Raw genomic sequence first — 16,828 nt, forward strand, 5'->3', positions numbered from 1 at the left:
CGGTCCAGGACCGCTACCGCCTCGACGTGGTGCGTGTGCGGGAACGAGTATCCAGAGCCGCGATGCAGGTCAGAGCGCTGCATCGCCAGCGCCCTCGCCATCGTGCGTCGCTCGTGCGTCACCAGGCTCACCAAGCCGGGCCCACGCGTCGGTCACGGCGTCGTGCCGGTCGGGCGCGAGGTGCGCGTATACCTCGGTCGTCTGGATGCTCGCGTGCCCGAGCTGCCTTTTGACCTCGTACAGCGGCACGCCGTCCTGGACGAGCCAGGACGCGCACGTGTGCCTGCACGTGTGCGGGGTGCCGTGGTCGATGCCGGCGGCCTCCAGGGCGACGTCCCAGGTGTGGTTGCGCCAGTTCGAGCCGGACAGGTTCCTACCCCCGCGGCGGGTGACGACGATGCGTGCGTCGCGTTCACGGTCGGCCAGGAGCGCGGACATGTGGTTGAGGAGCCACTGCGGGGCGGGCAGCTCGCGGAGCGACGCGGACGTCTTCGGATAGGGCTTGTCCTTGCCGGCCTGGGTGAGAACGTGCGTCACCGAGACTCGGCGGCGCAGCCAGTCGACGTCGGCACCCGTGAGCGCGGCAGCCTCGCCCCAGCGCAGGCCGAGCCAGCACATGAGCTCGGTCATGACGGCCGCGGACTCCCACTTCCGTCGGCGCATCTCAGCCAGGATCTTGTCGACCTCTTCGCGTGTGAACCAGTCGACCAGATCCTCCGGGTCGGCGGGCGGCTCGACCTTTCGCGCGACGTTGGCGTCGATCAGGTTGTTGTCGGCGGCGGCCTCGAGGCAGGCCTTGAGGTAGTTGAGCGCACGGCGGATTGCCGCCCGACCCCGGGCCTTCGTCACGGCCTCGTCCTTGGCCTCCGCCGCCTTGGCCTGCGCCTCTGCGACTTTGGCGCGTTTGGCGACCCACAGCTCGACGTCCAGCTTCGTAATGTCGGCCAGTAGTTTGTCACCCAGGTGGTCACGCAGGTGCAGCCGCCAGGAACCCTCGTCGGCGCGGGCGGTCTCAGCCTCGACAACGCGCGACTCTTTCCACCGCTCCTGCCACTGGGCGAGAGTGAGTGACTCGCGCTTGCGTGGGTCCTTCCAGATACCGGCCGCGATCTCGGCCTCGGTCCGGACCGCCCACTCCTTGACCACTGTCTTGAGTGGGTTCGTGCGGGGTATCCGGCCGCTTGGGGTTCGGACGGTTGCCTGCCAGTTGCCCGACGGCAACTTGCGGTAGTACGCCATGCCCTACCTCCTTGTTACTGCCTTGCGGCCCGGTATGCCGTCGCTGCGGCCTCGAGCACCCGGGCCGCGCTGTCCGCCGGCAGTAGCTCCCTTAGCTCGCGCCAGAGCTCCATGCCGGGGTAGCCGGCCAGGCACTGCGCCAGCGCCACGCGCGGCGTGCGGGTCGGTAGCGGCGGACGCGTCACGGTCCCCAGCGGGATCGTCCAGGAGTCCGGCTGTTCAACGTCAGCAAGCGCTTTCACTGAGTGGCCCCCCTTGGCCTAGCTGTTCGGGCCGCAACTGTAAGCACTCAAGATGCATACCAAGGCATCCATTTCGGGTGATTACCGGGTGATCCGCACTCACATTTCACAATGCGAAGCAGGCCGACCGATTGCGTCCCATATGTCAAGAACCGGCACTTTGCTCCGGGGTTGAATTCCCACGCCTCTCCCGCATCTCCGCCCCCCGAGTGAGCTCCGTGACGTCCAGACCGAGTGCATCGGCAATGTCCACCAGGGTCCCGAACGGGATCTCCTTCGCGCCCTTCTCGTAGTTGTGCACCGTATTCCGGTGAATGCCCACGGCCGCGCCGAGCGCGTCGAGGGACAGGCCGGCGGCGTTGCGCTCGGCCTTGATGGTCTTCCCCAGCGCCTCTACTGCGGCCTGACGACGGCCCTTGGTGTTCTCCACGTTCGCGGACGGTACCTCGATCGAGTGCATTTGTCACTCGTTCGAGTACTACTGACCCCACCGACACGCCACGCTGCGCGCACCTTGCACTCGCATGAGTGAAAATCGCTGCCTATCGGTTGACGTCGTCTCGCCAGACGACTACCTTCGCGGCATGACCTTCACTCATATGAGTGCATCCCGCACAAGAACGAGTGCAACACGCGGGCTGTCGAGTGCACTGCGAGACCTCCGCCAGGCGCGGGGACTCACGGTGTACGCCGTCTGCAAGCAGACCGGGATCTCACGGTCGGTGCTGGAGGCGGCCGAGGTCGACGCCGACGGCACGAAGTACGGGGTCCTCGTAGTCCTGGCCGAGTTCTACGGCCTGCCTGAGACCACGGACCTCATCGCACTCGGCAACAGTCGCGGCTCCGCTGCCGCCGCCTGACCCCACGCATACGAACGGCCCCACCTCGCCAGACCGGAATGCACCCGGTGTGGAGCGACGAGGTAGGGCCGCCGACACCAGAAGGGTACCGAATGTCCTCCAAGAACTGGCTCACCAGCTCCCTCGTTGAGGGTGGCCACACCGAGCCCGACAGCCTGCTCGACGCCGCCGACCGTGCGAACGACCCTCTGTACAAGCAGGCCGAGACCAACGACCTGCCCAACCTCCCCCAGCGCATCAAGGGCGCGACCCTGCTCAAGCCCGGCGAGCAGTACCTCCTCGACGGCACGCTGCTCGTCGAGGTCACCGTCGTCAGCGCCACCGAGGTCGAGTACCGCGCCGTCAACGACGCGGACGCCATCGCCCTCGGTTGGGGCAAGACCAGCGGCGGCTACGAGGCGATCAGCGACATCGACGACTTCCTGCCTCGTGCCGAAGCGGTCGACGCCCCGGTGCCCTACCTGCCGCCGGTCTCGCTGGACGACTCGCACGCAGCGCCGTCGGACGACGCCGCCCCGACAGCCCTCGGCGACACCCTTCGCAGGCTCGCTGACATGGCCGACGCCGGAACCATCCGGGGTCGCGACCACCAGCTCGACATTCACTTCGACGACGAGGGCGAGGTGCGCGCCCTCGCTGCGCTGCTCGGCGCCGACGTGGACGAGTACCAGTCGCACACAGACACCGTGCAGGTTTCGTTCCGCTCCCGACTCGACGGCGTCCGCGTCGTCGCCATGACCCGCACCGACCGGCCCTGGGTCGAGGTGACCCGGTGATCGCCCGCCACGCCCGCCCCAAGGGCCAGCCGCGCCGCTCCTGGGCGCCGCTCGACCCCGACTTCCCCCGCACGCTCCCCGAGTTCGTGCGGGATCCCCTGCCGCTGTCCGAGGCGGAGGTGCAGGCGCTCCGCGATCAGTTCGGTGACGAAGCAGCTCGCGCCGCGGCTCGGCCGCCTCGGTCGCCTGGCGGTGTCCCGATGAAGACCGCCGCCATTGCGATCCTCGCCGCCGCCGTGGCCCTCGTCGTCGGCGCCGCATCCGGCTCGCTCTCCGCGAGCGAGCCCGTCGCACGCACGCCGCACGTCTGCCTGACCGCGCTGACCCGGGCAGCCGACATGGACGAGCTGCAGGGCGAGCTGCTGCACCAGGTCCGCCTGCGCGGAGACGCGCTCGGCAAGGACGACTACCAGGAGCTCGACGCCGAGGTCGTCCGGGTCCTGGACGAGATGGAGCCCGCCGAGGCCTCCTACGCCAGCGCCGAGGCCCAGTGCCGGGGGCTCGCGTGATCGCCGCCTGGGGCCCGGCCGCCCTCGCGCTGGTCGTCGTCGCCCTGCTCGTCGCCGTCCTGCGCCGTCTCACCGCGGACGACCGCCACTACGCCCGCACCACGAAGGGACGCAGCTCATGACCAAGCCCGCCACCGCCGCTGTGCTCGAGCGCTACGTGACCGTCGCCGACGTCGCCGAGGCCCTCGGCTGCTCCGACGACCACGTCCGCGGCCTGCTCGCCGACGGCGCCCTGCCGTACATCGACATCTCGCGCCGGGGTGCGAAGACGCGCCGCCCGAAGATCCGCGTGCCCATCGCGGCCGTCGAGCGGTACGCCGAGAAGCAGCTCCGGCAGGGCGCCGCGTGAGCACCGCCCACATCCCCTCGGCCGTCGCCACCCCGACCGACCTGCACCCCGTCGCGGACCGCCCGGGAACGACGGTCCGCTACGCCATCGACGAGCACCGGACGCCGTGCCTGCGCGCCGTGCTCAACCACCCCGCCGAGACCGTCGTCCGGCGACCCCGATTCGTGAAGGAAGTCAGCGCATGAGCAACGAGAACGTCCCCGTCCTCCTGACGGGACCCATGTGCATGGCAATGCCCGTCGGCACCGCAGTCGAACTTGCGGAACCCCGGCACGGCGTGTGGCACGCCAAGACGAGCGAACTCACGTGGGCCTTCTTCTGGCGCGAACGCCCGACCCCGGAGCAGATCTGGCAGGCGGTGGATGAGCGGACGAACAACCTCTCCCCGTACCCGTCCGGCATGGCGTACGTCTATGAGCCGCCCGCGAAGCCCGACGCCACCCCCGCCCCGCTCGACCCGTCGAAGGTCAAGGCGGGCGACACGGTGACGGTCGAGGTGATCCGCCTGCACGGTCCCCGGTACAGCCTGAGCGGCGAGGTCTACCGCGTGGACACGAGCGGCCCGCTGTGGGTCGGCCCGGTCTGCATCACGGCTCCCGACGAGGACATCGTGCGCGTCCGCCTCACCGACCACCAGCCCGCACCCGAGCCGGAGCCGGAGTGGGCTCTGGACACGCTCGCGGACATCACCAACGGCAGCACCTCGGTTCGGGCCATCCGCGTGGAGACGCCCGACGGGAACGTGTGGCAGACCATCCCGCACAGCTCGTGGTGGTCCGACGCCAACGTCACCGACGTCCGCCCGCTCGTCGTGATCGACCCAGCGGACGAGAAGTTCGACCAGGACTCCCTGGCCGAGGTCGCCCGCACGGCCTACAGCAGCGCGCACGACGTCGTCGAGTGGGAGACCGTCGCCAACGCGATCCGCGCCCACCTCGGGATCGAGGTGTCCCGATGAACACCCAGATCGGGTACGCGCCGCCGAACGCCGAGGTCGAGCACCCCACCCTGGGTGACCTGATCCGCGCCGTCGAGAAGCTGAGCCGCGAGGCCTTCAACGGCACCGAGGCCACGTTCCGCAAGTCCGCTCTGGCTGCTGCCAGCATCGGCGAGCACCTGGAGCACATGACCGGGTACGTCGACGCCGGCGAGGTCTACGAGACCGCGCCGGCCACCGCCTACGACCGCGCCCTGGGCGACCTGTTCGAGATCGCCCAGCACGACATCCGGCAGGGCAACGCCTCGACCGCGCTGACCGTCGCCGTGCGCAACGTGAGCGAGGCGAGCCGGTGAGCACCAAGACCAAGGCCGCGCCCAAGATGAAGCGGACCCGCACCGACTACACGGTCTGCGTGTGCAAGGACGACCAGCACGCCGTCGTCCACCACCGCACGCCCGCCCGGCCGGTCAAGCCGACGGCCGCCGTCGTCGACCGGTACTTCGGGCACGTCATCGAGCACACCATCGCGTGGACGCCGTGGAAGGCCTCGTCATGAGCGCGCCGAAGAGGATCCAGCTCCGCCGCACCGCTGGGTGGCGCAAGCCTGAGGGTGCCGTGTCCGTCGCGCGGCCGACGAAGTGGGGAAACCCGTTCCGCGTCGCGCCCGTGCACGCCGGCGGGCCGTTCGACGTCGTACTCGGCGAGGACGGGTTCGTCGCGCAGTCCACCGGGCTCGCTGTCGCCCGCGAGATCGCCGTCGAGCACTTCCGCCGAGGCATCCACCCGGCCGCACCCAAGGACAGCCTGCCGGACTACCCGCTGTACGCGGACATCGAGCGCGAGCTCCGTGGCCGAGACCTCGCGTGCTGGTGCCCGCTCGACCAGCAGTGCCACGCGGACGTGCTGCTGGAGATCGCGAACGGGGCCGCGTCATGAGCGCCTGGTGGGAGGGCCCTCTCGCGGCCTTCGACACGGAGACCACGGGGGTCGACGTCGAGCAGGACCGCATCGTCACGGCCGCGCTCGACGTGTACGACGCCGCCGGCACGCAGCTGGAGAACCTCGGCCTGCTGATCGACCCCGGCGTCGAGATCCCGGCCGAGGCTGAGGCTAAGCACGGCATCAGCACTGAGCGGGCGCGCGCCGACGGCATCGACCCCGTCACCGGGCTGTCCATGCTGCTCGCGGCGATCGAGGACGTCTGGGAGCGGGGCATCCCGATCGTCGCCTACAACGCCGCCTTCGACCTCACGATCGCGGACCGCGAGTTCCGGCGCCACCTCGGCACGCCCCTGGTCCTGGCCGGCCCCGTCATCGACCCCATGGTCATCGACAAGCAGGTCGACCGGTTCGTGAAGGGCTCCGGGCAGCGCCAGCTCGGGCCGACGTGCGCGCGGTACGGCGTCGAGCTGGAGAACTGGCACACGGCCGACGCCGATGCGTACGCCGCGCAGGCCGTGGCCCGCGCGATGGGTCAGAAGCACGACGCCCAGATGCCGAGCACGCTCCAGGACCTCTGGCGCTGGCAGCGCGGTCTCCGTCGCGACCAGGCGGCCGACCTGCAGGGCTACTTCGCCCGAGTGGGGAAGGCGAACGACGACGGCTCGCCGATCGTCATCGACGGCCAGTGGCCGATGCAGGCGTGGACGGGCGGTGCGGCGGCATGAGCACCGACGACCACCGCGCCGCGGGCTGGACGGACGAGGCCCTGGACCGGCTGCGTGACGCCCTCAAGGCCATGCCCGCAGAGAAGAACGAGCAGGCCAACCCGAGCAAGGAGGAGCCCCGTGGCTGACGAACCGTCACGTGACGACGTGCTCACCGACCAGGAGCAGATCCGTCGCACCACCGTCTTCGCGCGCAACGCAGCCGACCCCGGCTTCTGGTGCGCGGTCTGCGAGACGGAGCTCACCGCCGACCAGCTCGGCCGGGGTGCGCGCTACTGCTCCACCGCGTGCCGCAAGCGCGCGTCACGTGACCGACAGGGAGAGACGGCATGAGCACCGAGACAATCACCGCCCCGCGCCTCGCACTCGACGTCCCGGAGAACGAGTACCACTCCGGCCCCGAACTGAGCCACAGCGGCGCCAAGACCCTCCTGCGGTCGCCGGCGAAGTACGACTACGACCGCACACACCCGGTGCACAAGGACGTGTTCGACGTCGGCACCGCGGCGCACGCGCTCGTGCTCGGCACTCCGCTGGAGATCGTCATCGTGGACGCCAATGACTGGCGGACGGCGGACGCCAAGAAGGCGAAGGCCGCGGCGCACGCCGCCGGGCAGACGCCGCTGCTCCGCGACACGTGGGCCGAGATCCAGGAGATGCGTGAGGCGCTGCTCAAGCACCGCACCGCACGCTCGCTCCTGGAGCGGGAGGGCCACTCGGAGGCGTCCGTCTACTGGACCGACCTGGATACGGACGTCCCGTGCCGGTGCCGGTTCGATCGACTCACCACGAACGGCGGCCGTGCGCTCGGCATCGACTACAAGTCGACCACCGACGCCAGCCCGCGCGGGTTCGCCAAGTCGGTCGCCTCGTTCGAGTACGTCCAGCAGGACCCCTGGTACCTCGACGGCCTGATCGCCCTGGGCTACGAGGATCCGTCGTTCCTGTTCATCGCCCAGGAGAAGTCGGCCCCGTACCTGCCTGCCGTGTACGAGCTCCGGCCGGGTGACCGCGAGATCGGCCGGCAGAAGAACGCCCTCGCCCGCCAGATGTGGCGCGACTGCACCGAGGCCGACGTCTGGCCCGCCTACTCCGAGGACGTCCAGTTCCTCGACCTGCCCCGCTGGTACGGCTTCCAGCACGAGATGGAGACAGCATGAGCAACACCGTCATCGCCCTGCCCGGCGCCCGCCAGGTCGCCCCGACCGGGATGGCCACCTCGCAGGCCACCGTCGTCGAGCAGTCCCGCGCCGTCGCCGAGGTCCAGGCCGCCGTCGTCGTCGCGCAGTCCAACCCCCGCGACGTCGACCGCGCCATCGCCGACATGAGGGACACGTGCGGGCGGCTCCCCGTCGCGAACCGCGCCTTCTACGCGGTCCCGAACCGCGGGTCGGGCCTCAGCGTCCACTTGATGCGGGAGCTCGCCAGGATCTGGGGCAACACCGACCACGGCGTGCGCGAACTGCGCCGCGACGACGACGCCGGCGTGTCCGAGGTCCAGGCATGGGCCTGGGACCAGCAGACCAACACCCGCTCGACCCGCTCGTTCATCCAGCCGCACCAGCGGATGAAGGGCAAGGAGCGGCAGAACCTCGTCGACCTCAACGACATCTACCTCACGAACCAGAACACCGGCGCGCGGGCCGTGCGCGAGTGCATCTCCAGCGTGCTGCCGGACTGGTTCATCGCCGAGGCCCAGGCGGTCTGCGAGGCCACCCTGCAGAACGGCGAGGGCAAGAGCGTCGAGGAGCGGTCCCGCGAGGCGGCCACCGCGTTCGCGAACCACGGCGTGACCCGCGCCCAGCTCGAGGACTACGTCAAGGCGAAGTACGGGAAGTGGACGCCGGCCATGCTGGCGGACCTCCAGCGCGTGTACGTGTCGATCACGCAGGACGGCATCGCGGCAACGGAGTTCTTCACCGCGGCGCCCGTTCGCGTCGAGCCCGAGAAGCACGGCGCTCCACAGACTCCGCAGGGCGCGGCTCCCTCCGGCACCACCCAGGGCGTGGCAGCGCCCGGTGCCACCGAGGTCGAGGGCCAGGACGCTCAGACGTCCGACGCACCGCGCCCTGCGGACACCACCCCGCCGGAGCCCCACGCCGCCCCCGACGCCGCCACGGCGCGGCAGGTGGCCGCCATCAACATCGCGCTCAACGCCCGCGGCGTCGGGAACAAGGGCACGGGCGACCAGCGGCGTGACGCCAAGCTCGCGTGGCTGACCGAGGCCACCGGACGGCGGATCGAGTCGTCGAAGTACCTGACGAAGGCCGAGGCGGGCACCCTGCTCGACCACTTCGCCGCCGAGGATGCGGCCAAGCCGAACGCGCTCCCCGCCGAGCCCGAGCCCTTCCCGAACGACTGACCCACCCCGCCGGGCGCTCCACCACGGGGCGCCCGGCACCACCCCAGAAGGAGGACGCCTTGAGCAACCTCACCATGACCGACCTGTTCTGCGGCGCCGGTGGCAGCTCGACGGGTGCCGTCTCCGTCCCCGGTGTCTCGGTCCGCCTCGCCGCGAACCACTGGGACCGTGCGATCGAGACGCACAACCAGAACCACCCCGACGTCGACCACCTCCAGGCCGACATCAGCAACACCGACCCCCGGTTCGTGCCCCGCACCGACCTGCTGTGGGCGTCCCCGGAGTGCACGAACCACTCCCGCGCCAAGGGCCGCAAGCTGCCCGCCCAGCCCGACCTGTTCGGCGACGTCCTGCCCGACGCCGCGGCCGACCGGTCACGGGCCACGATGTGGGACGTCGTGCGCTTCACCGAGGCACACGACTACCGCGCGGTCCTCGTGGAGAACGTCGTCGAGGTCGTCGACTGGGCGTCGCCCACCGGGATCCGCGGCGGCCTGTTCCAGGCGTGGCTCGCCGCCATGCAGTCCATGGGCTACCGCCACCGCATCATCAGCCTGAACAGCATGCACGCCCAGGCGAACGGGCTGCCCGCCCCGCAGTCACGTGACCGTGTCTACATCGCGTTCACGAAGGTCGGCGAGCGGGCGCCCGACTTCGAGCGGATGCAGCGCCCCCGGGCGTACTGCCCCGGCTGCGACACCGTCGTGGACGCCATGCAGTGGTGGAAGAAGGGCGACGGCCAGTCCCGGCCAGGCCGCTACCGGTCCCAGTACCTCTACCGGTGCCCGAACGTGAAGTGCCGCAACCAGGTCGTCGAACCCGCGTGGCTCCCGGCCAGCTCCATCATCGACTGGTCCAACCCCGGCACCCGCCTGGGCGACCGCGACAAGCCGCTGGCCGAGAAGACCATGCGGCGGATCCAGGTCGGCATCGAGCGGTACTGGACCCCGGTGCATGTCGAGCACGGTGGCAACCAGTACGACGCCGCCGACCCCAAGCACCCCGGGTTCGGCGACCCCGCCTCCTACTACCGGGCGTGGCCCGCCGACGAGCCGCTGAGGACCATGCACACCCGCGAGTCGAAGGCCCTGGCCTGGCACCCGCTGGCTGTGCCCGTCGAAGGTCGGGAGGGCAAGGTGGCGACGCTGACCGACCGGGCGATGCGGGCGCAGACGACGCGCAACGAGACGGGCCTGGCGTTCCCGCCGTTCCTCACGCAGTTCCGTGAGCGGGTGCGTGACCTCGACCCGACCCGTGGCCCGCTGCCCACGGTCGTCGCGGACGGTGCCAACCATGGCCTCGTCCACCCGCCGTTCATCGCGGAGCTGCGCGGCGGGGGCTCCACCGCGCGCTCGGCGTCGGATCCGATCAGCACCGTCACGGCGTCGGGCAACCACCACGCCCTGATCCACCGGAACAACCGCGGCGGCGCGGAGATGACCACGCCCGACCACGAGCCCGTGCGCACCATCACCACCGCGGGCCACCAGAGCGTGCTCCAGGCCGACCAGCCGACGCTCAACCTCGACGACGTCCGGTTCCGCATGCTCGAGCCCGACGAGATCAAGCAGGCCATGGCGTTCCCCGCCGACTACGCCATGGCGGGCAACCGTCGCGAGCAGGTCAAGCTCGCCGGCAACGCGGTCACCCCGCCCGCTGCGCGCGACCTCGTGGCCGCCGTCGTCCAGGCGATCACCGGAGAAGGGATCGCGGCATGAACGCCCCGCCGCCGAAGGACATGGACGACAAGGACGCCCGGTCCAACGCCGCCATCGCACGAGACATCGCGCAGAAGGCCGAGCTCGCCCGCCGTAGCGTCGCCCGCGCCCACCCCGACGACCCGAAGACCGGCAAGGGCATCTGGGACACGCTCGGGATCGGGAAGAAGAAGTGACGGGCAGCATGGACTACGAGCTCCACTACGCGTGGCCGATCACCGAGGCCGGTCTCGACATGACGCTCGATGCGCTGATCGTCGAAGCCATGGAGCCGGGTGGCGCGCTCGACGAGGCACTGTTCGACCAGCACGTCGACCTCGCGGGCTCGACGCGCTGGCGGATCGACTCCGAGCGGCCGGACGGGCCCGCCCTCGTGCTCGAGGTGGCCGTCCAGCTGTGGAGCACCCTGCGCGACCCGGCGCCGCTCGGGCACCCGATGGTGCAGGCCGATGCCGCATGACGACGCTCCACCTCGTGCACTCGCGCGAGCACGACCTCCCGCCGCTCTGGGACGGCCGCCGCGTCGACTGGTCTGCGTGGGAGACGGTCGGCCACACCTCGCTCGTCTTCCACGCACCCGCCGACGAGTTCGCCTGCACCGGCTGCGGGTGGATCGCGGACAGCGAGCTGCGCGCCGTCGGGCGCGTGCACCCCGAGCCTGGGGCCACGTTCGTCGTGCACCGAGACGTGCCCAGCAAGCGCGTCCCGGGCAGCACGTGGGGCCGCAAGGCCGAGGTGCCTGCCTGGCCCATCGCCCGCCTGAGCGTCCTGCGATGCACCGGCTGCGGGCTCGACGAGGTCACCGACATGGAGACGGGCGAGGTATGGGACCTCGACCCGTCCGACTACACCGACGCCGGCTCGTGGCCGGAGCCGGAGCAAGGGGCGTTGTTCTGATGGGCGCACGCAATGTGTCCGCCGCCTTCGCGATGTGGGCCCACCTCGACCACGCCCCGTTCCGCGTGCTGGTCGGGATGGCGCTCCAGTCGCTCGACCAGCCGTCGGCGGAGGGTCGACCGGCGCGCGTCTACTTCGGCGGCGAGGACGCGCTCGTGGAGCTGCTGGGCCGGTCGCGCTCAGCGGCGTACAAGGCGCTCGGCGCGCTCCGGAAGGCCGGTGCCATCGAGGTGATGGACGTCGGCCGGAAGGGTCACCGGGCTGTGTACAAGCTCGCGCTCGACCCCCTGAACGCCGCTCACAGTGTCGCGGTAACCGAGACGTCAAAGGGTCGCGGTAACCGAGACGGAAAGGGTCGCGGTAACCGAGACCGAAGGGTCGCGGTTAACGAGACCCCTAGGAGTACTGAGGAGGGGACGGACGAATCACGACCAGGAGAAACATCCCCTCCTGCTGTCACCTCACCAGGCCCCGACGGGCCTGTGGATAACTCCGGCGACGAGCAGATCGACACCGAGACCGCCAACCGCCGCCTCGTCCACCGCCACGGCCTCGAGCACGCCATGCGCCTCCTCGACGAGCACGCCGCCACCCACCCCGACTGCGACGCCCCGGCCGCCCACCTGCTCCAGGCCCGCACGCTGACCGTGATTCCAGGAGGCAAGACCGCATGAGCACCACCACCGCGGCCCCCGAGACCCTGCCCGACGTCGACCTCGACGCCGTCGTTCCGTGCCAGTTCCAGGAGACGTGGGACGACTGCACACGCGAGGCGACCCTCCGTGGGCGCAAGGACTGCTGCCCGACGCCGTACCTGGCCTGCCGGTCGTGCGCCGCCATGATGACCGCCCTCCTGACGCAGTGGTGGCAGGAGACCTACGGCACCGCCGCCCCATGCGCATGCGGGGGACGGACGACGGCGATCACCTGGAGCTCGCTGTGACCTTCACCGCCCGCTACCCCGGCCGCTGCGCCTCCTGCCACTGCCAGATCGTCCCCGGCGACGAGGTCGGCTACACGCAGGACGACGAGCTCGTCCACGCCGACTGCTACGAGCCCGACACCGAGCCCGAGCCCGGCCCGCCGCCCACCTGCCCGACCTGCTGGCTCACCCCGCCCTGCGAGCACACGGAGGAACCGTGACCGACTCCCCTGCCGAGCCACCGCCGTGGGTCATGGGCCCACCGCCCGGGTACGACCCGCCCCCGCTCGACCAGCTGCGCGACCCGTCCATCCAGGAGCGCATCAACGCCGAGGGCGCCGCCCTGGTCCGCGACGTCATCGCCACCATCCCCCGACGGTCGACTGAGCCCGCCGACCACTGCCCGACCCACCCCGACCAGCCCGGCGGCAAGACCGGCGCCGGCGACCCGTTCTGCGGCGACTGCCGCAGGGCCCAGCGAGAGGAACACCGATGAGCACCAAGCCCGAGCCGCTCCGCCTCGGAGAAGAGCGCGTCCAGGACGGCGAGGCCACATGCCAGTTCGGCCTGACCGTGCCCGAGTGCGACAAGCCCGCCACGCGGCACTTCATGTGGCTCAACGACAAGAGCACCAGCGCAGCGTGCGACGAGCACGCCGCCCTCATCCACTCGCGCGACACGAGCGAGACGCCGTACGACGAGCACACGCACGGTCCCGACTGCGGGATGCCCGGAGCGCTGTGGCACCACCCATACGAGGACGAGGCCGAGGGCTACTGCTTCTTCCCCGCGGTCGACGACGCGTCGCTGCTCGTCGAGGAGCCCATCGCCGCCGGAGCCACATCGTGAACGCCCCCGTGCCCGACCCGGCCCTGATCGCCTGCCACATCGACGAGTCCGCCGGCATGGACCCGGCGGTGCCCGGGAACGCCACCCGCTGCCCCCGCTGCGAGCACCCGCACGGCACCTGCTGCCACACCGCGCCCCCGATCGTCGTCGGCGACGTGATCGACGAGGCCACGATGAACACGGGCCGCGCGGTCCGCATGGGCGAGCTGCGCTCGAACAGCCGCCTCCGGGACCCCGACGGCGACACGTGGGTCAAGACCCGGCGCCGTGACGGGGCCTGGGAGTGCCTGCGCGGCGGCGACATCGCGCTGCTGCACCAGATCGCCTGGCCGGTCGTCGTCGAGCACGTCGCGGGGCGGAAGTGAGCGCCCCCTACTACGAGGACGACAGCGTCACCCTGCACCATGGCGACTGCCTCGACGTCCTCCGCGAGCTCCCCGACGCGTCCGTCGACGCCGTCGTCACAGACCCGCCGTACGCGCTCGAGTTCATGGGCAAGACCTGGGACGGCTGGTCCACCCCGGCCGCGTTTCAGGAGTGGTGCGGCCTCTGGGCGGCCGAGTGCCTGCGGGTGCTCAAGCCGGGCGGCCACATGCTCGCGTTCGGCGGATCCCGTACCTGGCACCGGCTCGCGTCGGCCGTCGAGGACGCCGGGTTCGAGATCCGCGACAGCATCGCGTGGCTGTACGGGTCCGGGTTCCCGAAGTCGCTCGACGTCTCCAAGGCGATCGACAAGGCGGCCGGGGCTGAACGGGAGGTAATCGGGATCAACGAGGACTATCTGCGCCGGAAGCCGAACGGCATGAAAACGCCGGGTGCTAGCGCCTACAGCTACAGCGTCAATGACCTCCCGACCAATGCGGACATCACTGCGCCCGCCACCGACGCCGCCCATCAATGGCAGGGCTGGGGTACCACACTCAAGCCCGCGTTCGAGCCGATCGTCCTCGGCCGCAAGCCGCTCGACGGCACCGTCGCGGCAAACGTTCTCGCGCACGGCACCGGGGCGCTGAACATCGACGGATGTCGGGTGGGGACCGAGTTAATTACCCAGCACGGGCGGGGGGAAAGCAGTAACGCCAGCATGTCCGGCCGCAACTATGCGGAGCCCGCTGGTAGGTCGTGGGAGGGCCGCTGGCCGGCCAACGTCGTGCTCGACGACACCCAGGCGGCCGAGCTCGACCGGCAGGCGCCCGACGCGGGTGCGCAGCGGCCCGTCCGCGGCGTCGAACCGTCTGCGCCGACTGACTCCATCTACGGCTCGCGCAACCGGGTGCAGGGCCCGTTCCACGGCGACAAGGGCGGCGCGTCGCGGTTCTTCCCCACGTTCCGCTACGAGGCCAAGGCGCCGACGTCCGAGCGGCCCCGCGTCGGGGAGGTGGCGCACCCGACGGTCAAGCCGCTCGACCTGATGCGGTGGCTCGTGCGCCTCGTCACCCCACCGGGCGGCGTCGTGCTGGAACCGTTCGCGGGCTCGGGCACCACCGCGGAGGCGTGCGTGCTCGAGGGGTTCCGGTGCATCGCGATCGAGCGCGAGGCCGACTACCTGCCCCTGATCGTGTCGCGGCTGAGCAAGCCGTTGCAGCTCGGGCTGGAGCTGGGCGCATGACCACCTGCAGCCCCGAGCCCGTCTGGACCGCCGCCCACCTCTGGGCATGCGCCTGCGGGCACGTCTACGACCACTCCGGCCGCCGAACCATCGACGTCCAGCACGCCGAGCACCTCGAGCGCACCGAGCACGACCGGGTGCACATGTTCGGGTCGCATGAGACCACCTGTCACCGGTGCGCCATCCCAGGCCTCGCCACCCCCACGGAAGGACCGACGACGTGAGCACCGACATCACCTGGGCCTCGACCTGGAAGTGCCCCGACTGCGGCACCACCAAGCCCATCGCGCCCGGTGAGAACACGAAGCCCATCAGCGACGCCCACGAGTGCGACAGCACGACGCTCGCCATCCACCAGGCGGGGCTCGCGGGATGGGTCGACGGGTACCGGTTCGCGCTGGAGCACCTGGACGAGCCGATGGTGGTCGCTGACCGGGCCGAGTTCGGGACCGGGTGGGCCGGGATGGTCGGGGCTGGGGCCGTTGTGATCGAGAGCGAGGAGCCGTCATGAGCCGACGCCGTAGCCGAGCGGTCGCCCCGCTGCTCGCCCGCGCGCACGAGGACGCCGCACAGCACCTCGCCGACCACACCCTGCGAGACGACCTCCTCGCCGTCGCCGACCTCTGGCCCGACGTCGCCGCACGCCGCGTCAACGGCTCCGGCGGCGCGCTGACGGGCATGCCGTCCTCCGGGAGCGACGTTCACCGCATGCCGGTCAACCTCGGCGCCGCGGACGTGTGCACCGACATCGACCGCGAGTTCACGCACCTCGTGCTCGTGCTCGCCATGGAGCACCACGTCCACCTCGGCGCCCGCACACCCGCCGGCCGCCTTCGCCAGGCCGCCTACGAGGTGTGGCGCCTCGACCCCCACGAGCGCCTCGACCTGCGCGACACGGCCGCGACCCTCCGGGACCGCTGCGAGGGCGTCCTGGGCACCACCGTGCGATCCGACTGGCTCGGCCCGTGCCCCACACCGGGCTGCGTCGAGGACGTCCGGCTCGCCCAAGGCCGCGGAACCCGCACCTGCCCCGGCTGCGGTGCCGAGCACACCCGCGGCGAGCAGGAGCTGTACATCCGGGAGTGCCTGGAGGGCCGGCTGATGACCCTGTCCGAGCTCACGAGCGCGCTCGTCGTGTCCGGCATGCCCACGCCGTACGACACCATCCGCTCCTGGGCACGCTGGGGCCGGCTTGTCGAGCACACCGAGCTGGACTGGACCATCTGGCCCGGCATCCCGTTCATCCCCCCGCCCGGCAATCCCACCGGGCTGTACCCGTACGTCGGTGGCCTCGACCTCGCGCTCAAGCGCTGGCACCGGGCCGCACGAGTGGAAGGATCGGCAGCATGAGCCCACACGAGTACCTGACGGCGCGGTACGACGAGGAGGAGACCGCGGCGCGGGCGGCCGACATCGTGGAGGGCGACCCGACGTGGACGGTTCACGGCCCGGTCGCCCTGTCCAGCCCGCGTGCGTTCCGTGTCCGTTCGAGCCGGGATATGGTGCCGGTCGCGCTCGTGCAGGACGTCGACGACGAGAGCGGCCCGACCGCGATCCTTGACGCCGAGGCCGCCGCCACGCATATCGCGCTCCACGACCCAGCCCGCGTCCTCGCCGACGTCGCGGCCAAGCGGGCGATCCTGGAGCATCACCGGCCGGCCACGGCGGAGGACACCCACGAGATCGGCGCCCACCCCATCAACGATGGTCGGTGCTCGTCGTGCGTCGCGCTTCACGACGAGCGAGGCTACTGCGAGCAGCTGGAGTACCCGTGCCCGACGATTCTCGCCATGCTGCAGCCGTACGCCGACCGCGACGACTTCGACCCGGACTGGAAGATCTCCAGCCCGCAAGGTGCGCACCCGCATTTGTAGAGCGGGTGCGTAGAC

32 protein-coding genes are annotated in these 16,828 nt (G+C 70.9%); 30 read left to right on the forward strand and 2 right to left on the reverse strand.

Features of this window, described 5'->3' with window-relative positions; genetic code table 11:
* Positions 1 to 69 precede the first annotated feature (69 nt).
* The gene (locus LUM46_RS22290) at positions 70 to 1,239 is read right to left on the reverse strand and encodes a tyrosine-type recombinase/integrase (protein WP_274997167.1); all 1,170 of its coding nucleotides are present in this window, start codon (positions 1,237 to 1,239) and stop codon (positions 70 to 72) included.
* A 387-nt stretch (positions 1,240 to 1,626) separates the two neighbouring features.
* On the reverse strand, positions 1,627 to 1,911 hold the full coding sequence (locus tag LUM46_RS22295) for a helix-turn-helix domain-containing protein (protein ID WP_274997170.1): 285 nt from the start codon (positions 1,909 to 1,911) through the stop codon (positions 1,627 to 1,629).
* 169 nt (positions 1,912 to 2,080) lie between these two features.
* Here LUM46_RS22295 and LUM46_RS22300 point away from each other — a divergent pair, with 169 nt between their 5' ends.
* From LUM46_RS22300 to LUM46_RS22445, 30 genes are all read left to right on the forward strand, one after another.
* On the forward strand, positions 2,081 to 2,341 hold the full coding sequence (locus tag LUM46_RS22300; RefSeq protein ID WP_274997425.1) for a helix-turn-helix domain-containing protein: 261 nt from the start codon (positions 2,081 to 2,083) through the stop codon (positions 2,339 to 2,341).
* Positions 2,342 to 2,433: 92 nt separating this feature from the next.
* Positions 2,434 to 3,117, forward strand: a complete 684-nt coding sequence (locus tag LUM46_RS22305) for a hypothetical protein (protein ID WP_274997172.1) — start codon at positions 2,434 to 2,436, stop codon at positions 3,115 to 3,117.
* Positions 3,114 to 3,626: a hypothetical protein gene (locus tag LUM46_RS22310; RefSeq protein ID WP_274997174.1), complete on the forward strand. Its 513-nt coding sequence runs from the start codon at positions 3,114 to 3,116 to the stop codon at positions 3,624 to 3,626. The genes LUM46_RS22305 and LUM46_RS22310 overlap by 4 nt, the downstream gene beginning before the upstream one ends.
* Positions 3,623 to 3,748 (forward strand): hypothetical protein, encoded by a 126-nt coding sequence (locus LUM46_RS22315; protein ID WP_274997176.1) that lies wholly within the window; start codon positions 3,623 to 3,625, stop codon positions 3,746 to 3,748. Before LUM46_RS22310 ends, LUM46_RS22315 begins: the two co-directional genes overlap by 4 nt.
* Positions 3,745 to 3,975, forward strand: a complete 231-nt coding sequence (locus LUM46_RS22320; protein ID WP_274997178.1) for a helix-turn-helix domain-containing protein — start codon at positions 3,745 to 3,747, stop codon at positions 3,973 to 3,975. Before LUM46_RS22315 ends, LUM46_RS22320 begins: the two co-directional genes overlap by 4 nt.
* Positions 3,972 to 4,160 (forward strand): hypothetical protein, encoded by a 189-nt coding sequence (locus tag LUM46_RS22325; RefSeq protein ID WP_274997180.1) that lies wholly within the window; start codon positions 3,972 to 3,974, stop codon positions 4,158 to 4,160. The genes LUM46_RS22320 and LUM46_RS22325 overlap by 4 nt, the downstream gene beginning before the upstream one ends.
* The gene (locus LUM46_RS22330) at positions 4,157 to 4,933 is read left to right on the forward strand and encodes a hypothetical protein (RefSeq protein ID WP_274997182.1); all 777 of its coding nucleotides are present in this window, start codon (positions 4,157 to 4,159) and stop codon (positions 4,931 to 4,933) included. The genes LUM46_RS22325 and LUM46_RS22330 overlap by 4 nt, the downstream gene beginning before the upstream one ends.
* The gene (locus LUM46_RS22335; protein WP_274997185.1) at positions 4,930 to 5,268 is read left to right on the forward strand and encodes a hypothetical protein; all 339 of its coding nucleotides are present in this window, start codon (positions 4,930 to 4,932) and stop codon (positions 5,266 to 5,268) included. Before LUM46_RS22330 ends, LUM46_RS22335 begins: the two co-directional genes overlap by 4 nt.
* Positions 5,265 to 5,471, forward strand: a complete 207-nt coding sequence (locus LUM46_RS22340; RefSeq protein ID WP_274997187.1) for a hypothetical protein — start codon at positions 5,265 to 5,267, stop codon at positions 5,469 to 5,471. The genes LUM46_RS22335 and LUM46_RS22340 overlap by 4 nt, the downstream gene beginning before the upstream one ends.
* Positions 5,468 to 5,851: a DUF4326 domain-containing protein gene (locus LUM46_RS22345; protein WP_274997189.1), complete on the forward strand. Its 384-nt coding sequence runs from the start codon at positions 5,468 to 5,470 to the stop codon at positions 5,849 to 5,851. Before LUM46_RS22340 ends, LUM46_RS22345 begins: the two co-directional genes overlap by 4 nt.
* Positions 5,848 to 6,582 carry an exonuclease domain-containing protein gene (locus tag LUM46_RS22350; protein WP_274997191.1) on the forward strand — a complete coding sequence of 245 codons (735 nt, stop codon included), beginning with the start codon at positions 5,848 to 5,850 and terminating at the stop codon, positions 6,580 to 6,582. The genes LUM46_RS22345 and LUM46_RS22350 overlap by 4 nt, the downstream gene beginning before the upstream one ends.
* Positions 6,579 to 6,710 carry a hypothetical protein gene (locus LUM46_RS22355; RefSeq protein ID WP_274997194.1) on the forward strand — a complete coding sequence of 44 codons (132 nt, stop codon included), beginning with the start codon at positions 6,579 to 6,581 and terminating at the stop codon, positions 6,708 to 6,710. The genes LUM46_RS22350 and LUM46_RS22355 overlap by 4 nt, the downstream gene beginning before the upstream one ends.
* Positions 6,703 to 6,915, forward strand: a complete 213-nt coding sequence (locus LUM46_RS22360; RefSeq protein WP_274997196.1) for a hypothetical protein — start codon at positions 6,703 to 6,705, stop codon at positions 6,913 to 6,915. The genes LUM46_RS22355 and LUM46_RS22360 overlap by 8 nt, the downstream gene beginning before the upstream one ends.
* Positions 6,912 to 7,742 (forward strand): PD-(D/E)XK nuclease-like domain-containing protein, encoded by an 831-nt coding sequence (locus tag LUM46_RS22365; RefSeq protein WP_274997198.1) that lies wholly within the window; start codon positions 6,912 to 6,914, stop codon positions 7,740 to 7,742. The genes LUM46_RS22360 and LUM46_RS22365 overlap by 4 nt, the downstream gene beginning before the upstream one ends.
* Positions 7,739 to 8,944: a hypothetical protein gene (locus tag LUM46_RS22370; protein ID WP_274997200.1), complete on the forward strand. Its 1,206-nt coding sequence runs from the start codon at positions 7,739 to 7,741 to the stop codon at positions 8,942 to 8,944. Before LUM46_RS22365 ends, LUM46_RS22370 begins: the two co-directional genes overlap by 4 nt.
* Positions 8,945 to 9,003: 59 nt before the next feature.
* Complete coding sequence (locus LUM46_RS22375; RefSeq protein WP_274997202.1) at positions 9,004 to 10,662, forward strand: DNA cytosine methyltransferase; 1,659 nt, start codon at positions 9,004 to 9,006, stop codon at positions 10,660 to 10,662.
* Complete coding sequence (locus LUM46_RS22380; RefSeq protein ID WP_274997205.1) at positions 10,659 to 10,838, forward strand: hypothetical protein; 180 nt, start codon at positions 10,659 to 10,661, stop codon at positions 10,836 to 10,838. The genes LUM46_RS22375 and LUM46_RS22380 overlap by 4 nt, the downstream gene beginning before the upstream one ends.
* Positions 10,839 to 10,846: 8 nt before the next feature.
* Positions 10,847 to 11,122, forward strand: coding sequence for a hypothetical protein (locus LUM46_RS22385; RefSeq protein ID WP_274997208.1), 276 nt, complete (start codon positions 10,847 to 10,849; stop codon positions 11,120 to 11,122).
* Positions 11,119 to 11,559: a hypothetical protein gene (locus LUM46_RS22390; RefSeq protein WP_274997210.1), complete on the forward strand. Its 441-nt coding sequence runs from the start codon at positions 11,119 to 11,121 to the stop codon at positions 11,557 to 11,559. The genes LUM46_RS22385 and LUM46_RS22390 overlap by 4 nt, the downstream gene beginning before the upstream one ends.
* A 14-nt stretch (positions 11,560 to 11,573) precedes the next feature.
* Complete coding sequence (locus LUM46_RS22395; RefSeq protein ID WP_274997213.1) at positions 11,574 to 12,233, forward strand: helix-turn-helix domain-containing protein; 660 nt, start codon at positions 11,574 to 11,576, stop codon at positions 12,231 to 12,233.
* A complete protein-coding gene (locus LUM46_RS22400) occupies positions 12,230 to 12,502 on the forward strand; it encodes a hypothetical protein (protein WP_274997214.1) in 273 nt (90 codons plus the stop codon). Before LUM46_RS22395 ends, LUM46_RS22400 begins: the two co-directional genes overlap by 4 nt.
* A complete protein-coding gene (locus LUM46_RS22405) occupies positions 12,499 to 12,702 on the forward strand; it encodes a hypothetical protein (RefSeq protein WP_274997217.1) in 204 nt (67 codons plus the stop codon). The genes LUM46_RS22400 and LUM46_RS22405 overlap by 4 nt, the downstream gene beginning before the upstream one ends.
* Positions 12,699 to 12,977, forward strand: coding sequence for a hypothetical protein (locus LUM46_RS22410; RefSeq protein WP_274997219.1), 279 nt, complete (start codon positions 12,699 to 12,701; stop codon positions 12,975 to 12,977). The genes LUM46_RS22405 and LUM46_RS22410 overlap by 4 nt, the downstream gene beginning before the upstream one ends.
* The gene (locus tag LUM46_RS22415; RefSeq protein ID WP_274997220.1) at positions 12,974 to 13,330 is read left to right on the forward strand and encodes a hypothetical protein; all 357 of its coding nucleotides are present in this window, start codon (positions 12,974 to 12,976) and stop codon (positions 13,328 to 13,330) included. Before LUM46_RS22410 ends, LUM46_RS22415 begins: the two co-directional genes overlap by 4 nt.
* Positions 13,327 to 13,695 carry a hypothetical protein gene (locus tag LUM46_RS22420; protein WP_274997222.1) on the forward strand — a complete coding sequence of 123 codons (369 nt, stop codon included), beginning with the start codon at positions 13,327 to 13,329 and terminating at the stop codon, positions 13,693 to 13,695. Before LUM46_RS22415 ends, LUM46_RS22420 begins: the two co-directional genes overlap by 4 nt.
* The gene (locus LUM46_RS22425) at positions 13,692 to 14,939 is read left to right on the forward strand and encodes a DNA-methyltransferase (RefSeq protein ID WP_274997225.1); all 1,248 of its coding nucleotides are present in this window, start codon (positions 13,692 to 13,694) and stop codon (positions 14,937 to 14,939) included. The genes LUM46_RS22420 and LUM46_RS22425 overlap by 4 nt, the downstream gene beginning before the upstream one ends.
* Positions 14,936 to 15,163, forward strand: coding sequence for a hypothetical protein (locus LUM46_RS22430; protein ID WP_274997228.1), 228 nt, complete (start codon positions 14,936 to 14,938; stop codon positions 15,161 to 15,163). Before LUM46_RS22425 ends, LUM46_RS22430 begins: the two co-directional genes overlap by 4 nt.
* Positions 15,160 to 15,450 (forward strand): hypothetical protein, encoded by a 291-nt coding sequence (locus LUM46_RS22435; RefSeq protein WP_274997231.1) that lies wholly within the window; start codon positions 15,160 to 15,162, stop codon positions 15,448 to 15,450. The genes LUM46_RS22430 and LUM46_RS22435 overlap by 4 nt, the downstream gene beginning before the upstream one ends.
* Positions 15,447 to 16,289, forward strand: a complete 843-nt coding sequence (locus LUM46_RS22440; RefSeq protein WP_274997233.1) for a hypothetical protein — start codon at positions 15,447 to 15,449, stop codon at positions 16,287 to 16,289. Before LUM46_RS22435 ends, LUM46_RS22440 begins: the two co-directional genes overlap by 4 nt.
* On the forward strand, positions 16,286 to 16,813 hold the full coding sequence (locus LUM46_RS22445) for a DUF6221 family protein (protein ID WP_274997236.1): 528 nt from the start codon (positions 16,286 to 16,288) through the stop codon (positions 16,811 to 16,813). The genes LUM46_RS22440 and LUM46_RS22445 overlap by 4 nt, the downstream gene beginning before the upstream one ends.
* The last annotated feature ends 15 nt before the right edge of the window (positions 16,814 to 16,828 follow it).

Origin of the sequence: Promicromonospora iranensis, from assembly GCF_028994805.1 — a bacterium.
GTDB classification, from domain to species: Bacteria; Actinomycetota; Actinomycetes; order Actinomycetales; family Cellulomonadaceae; genus Promicromonospora; species Promicromonospora iranensis.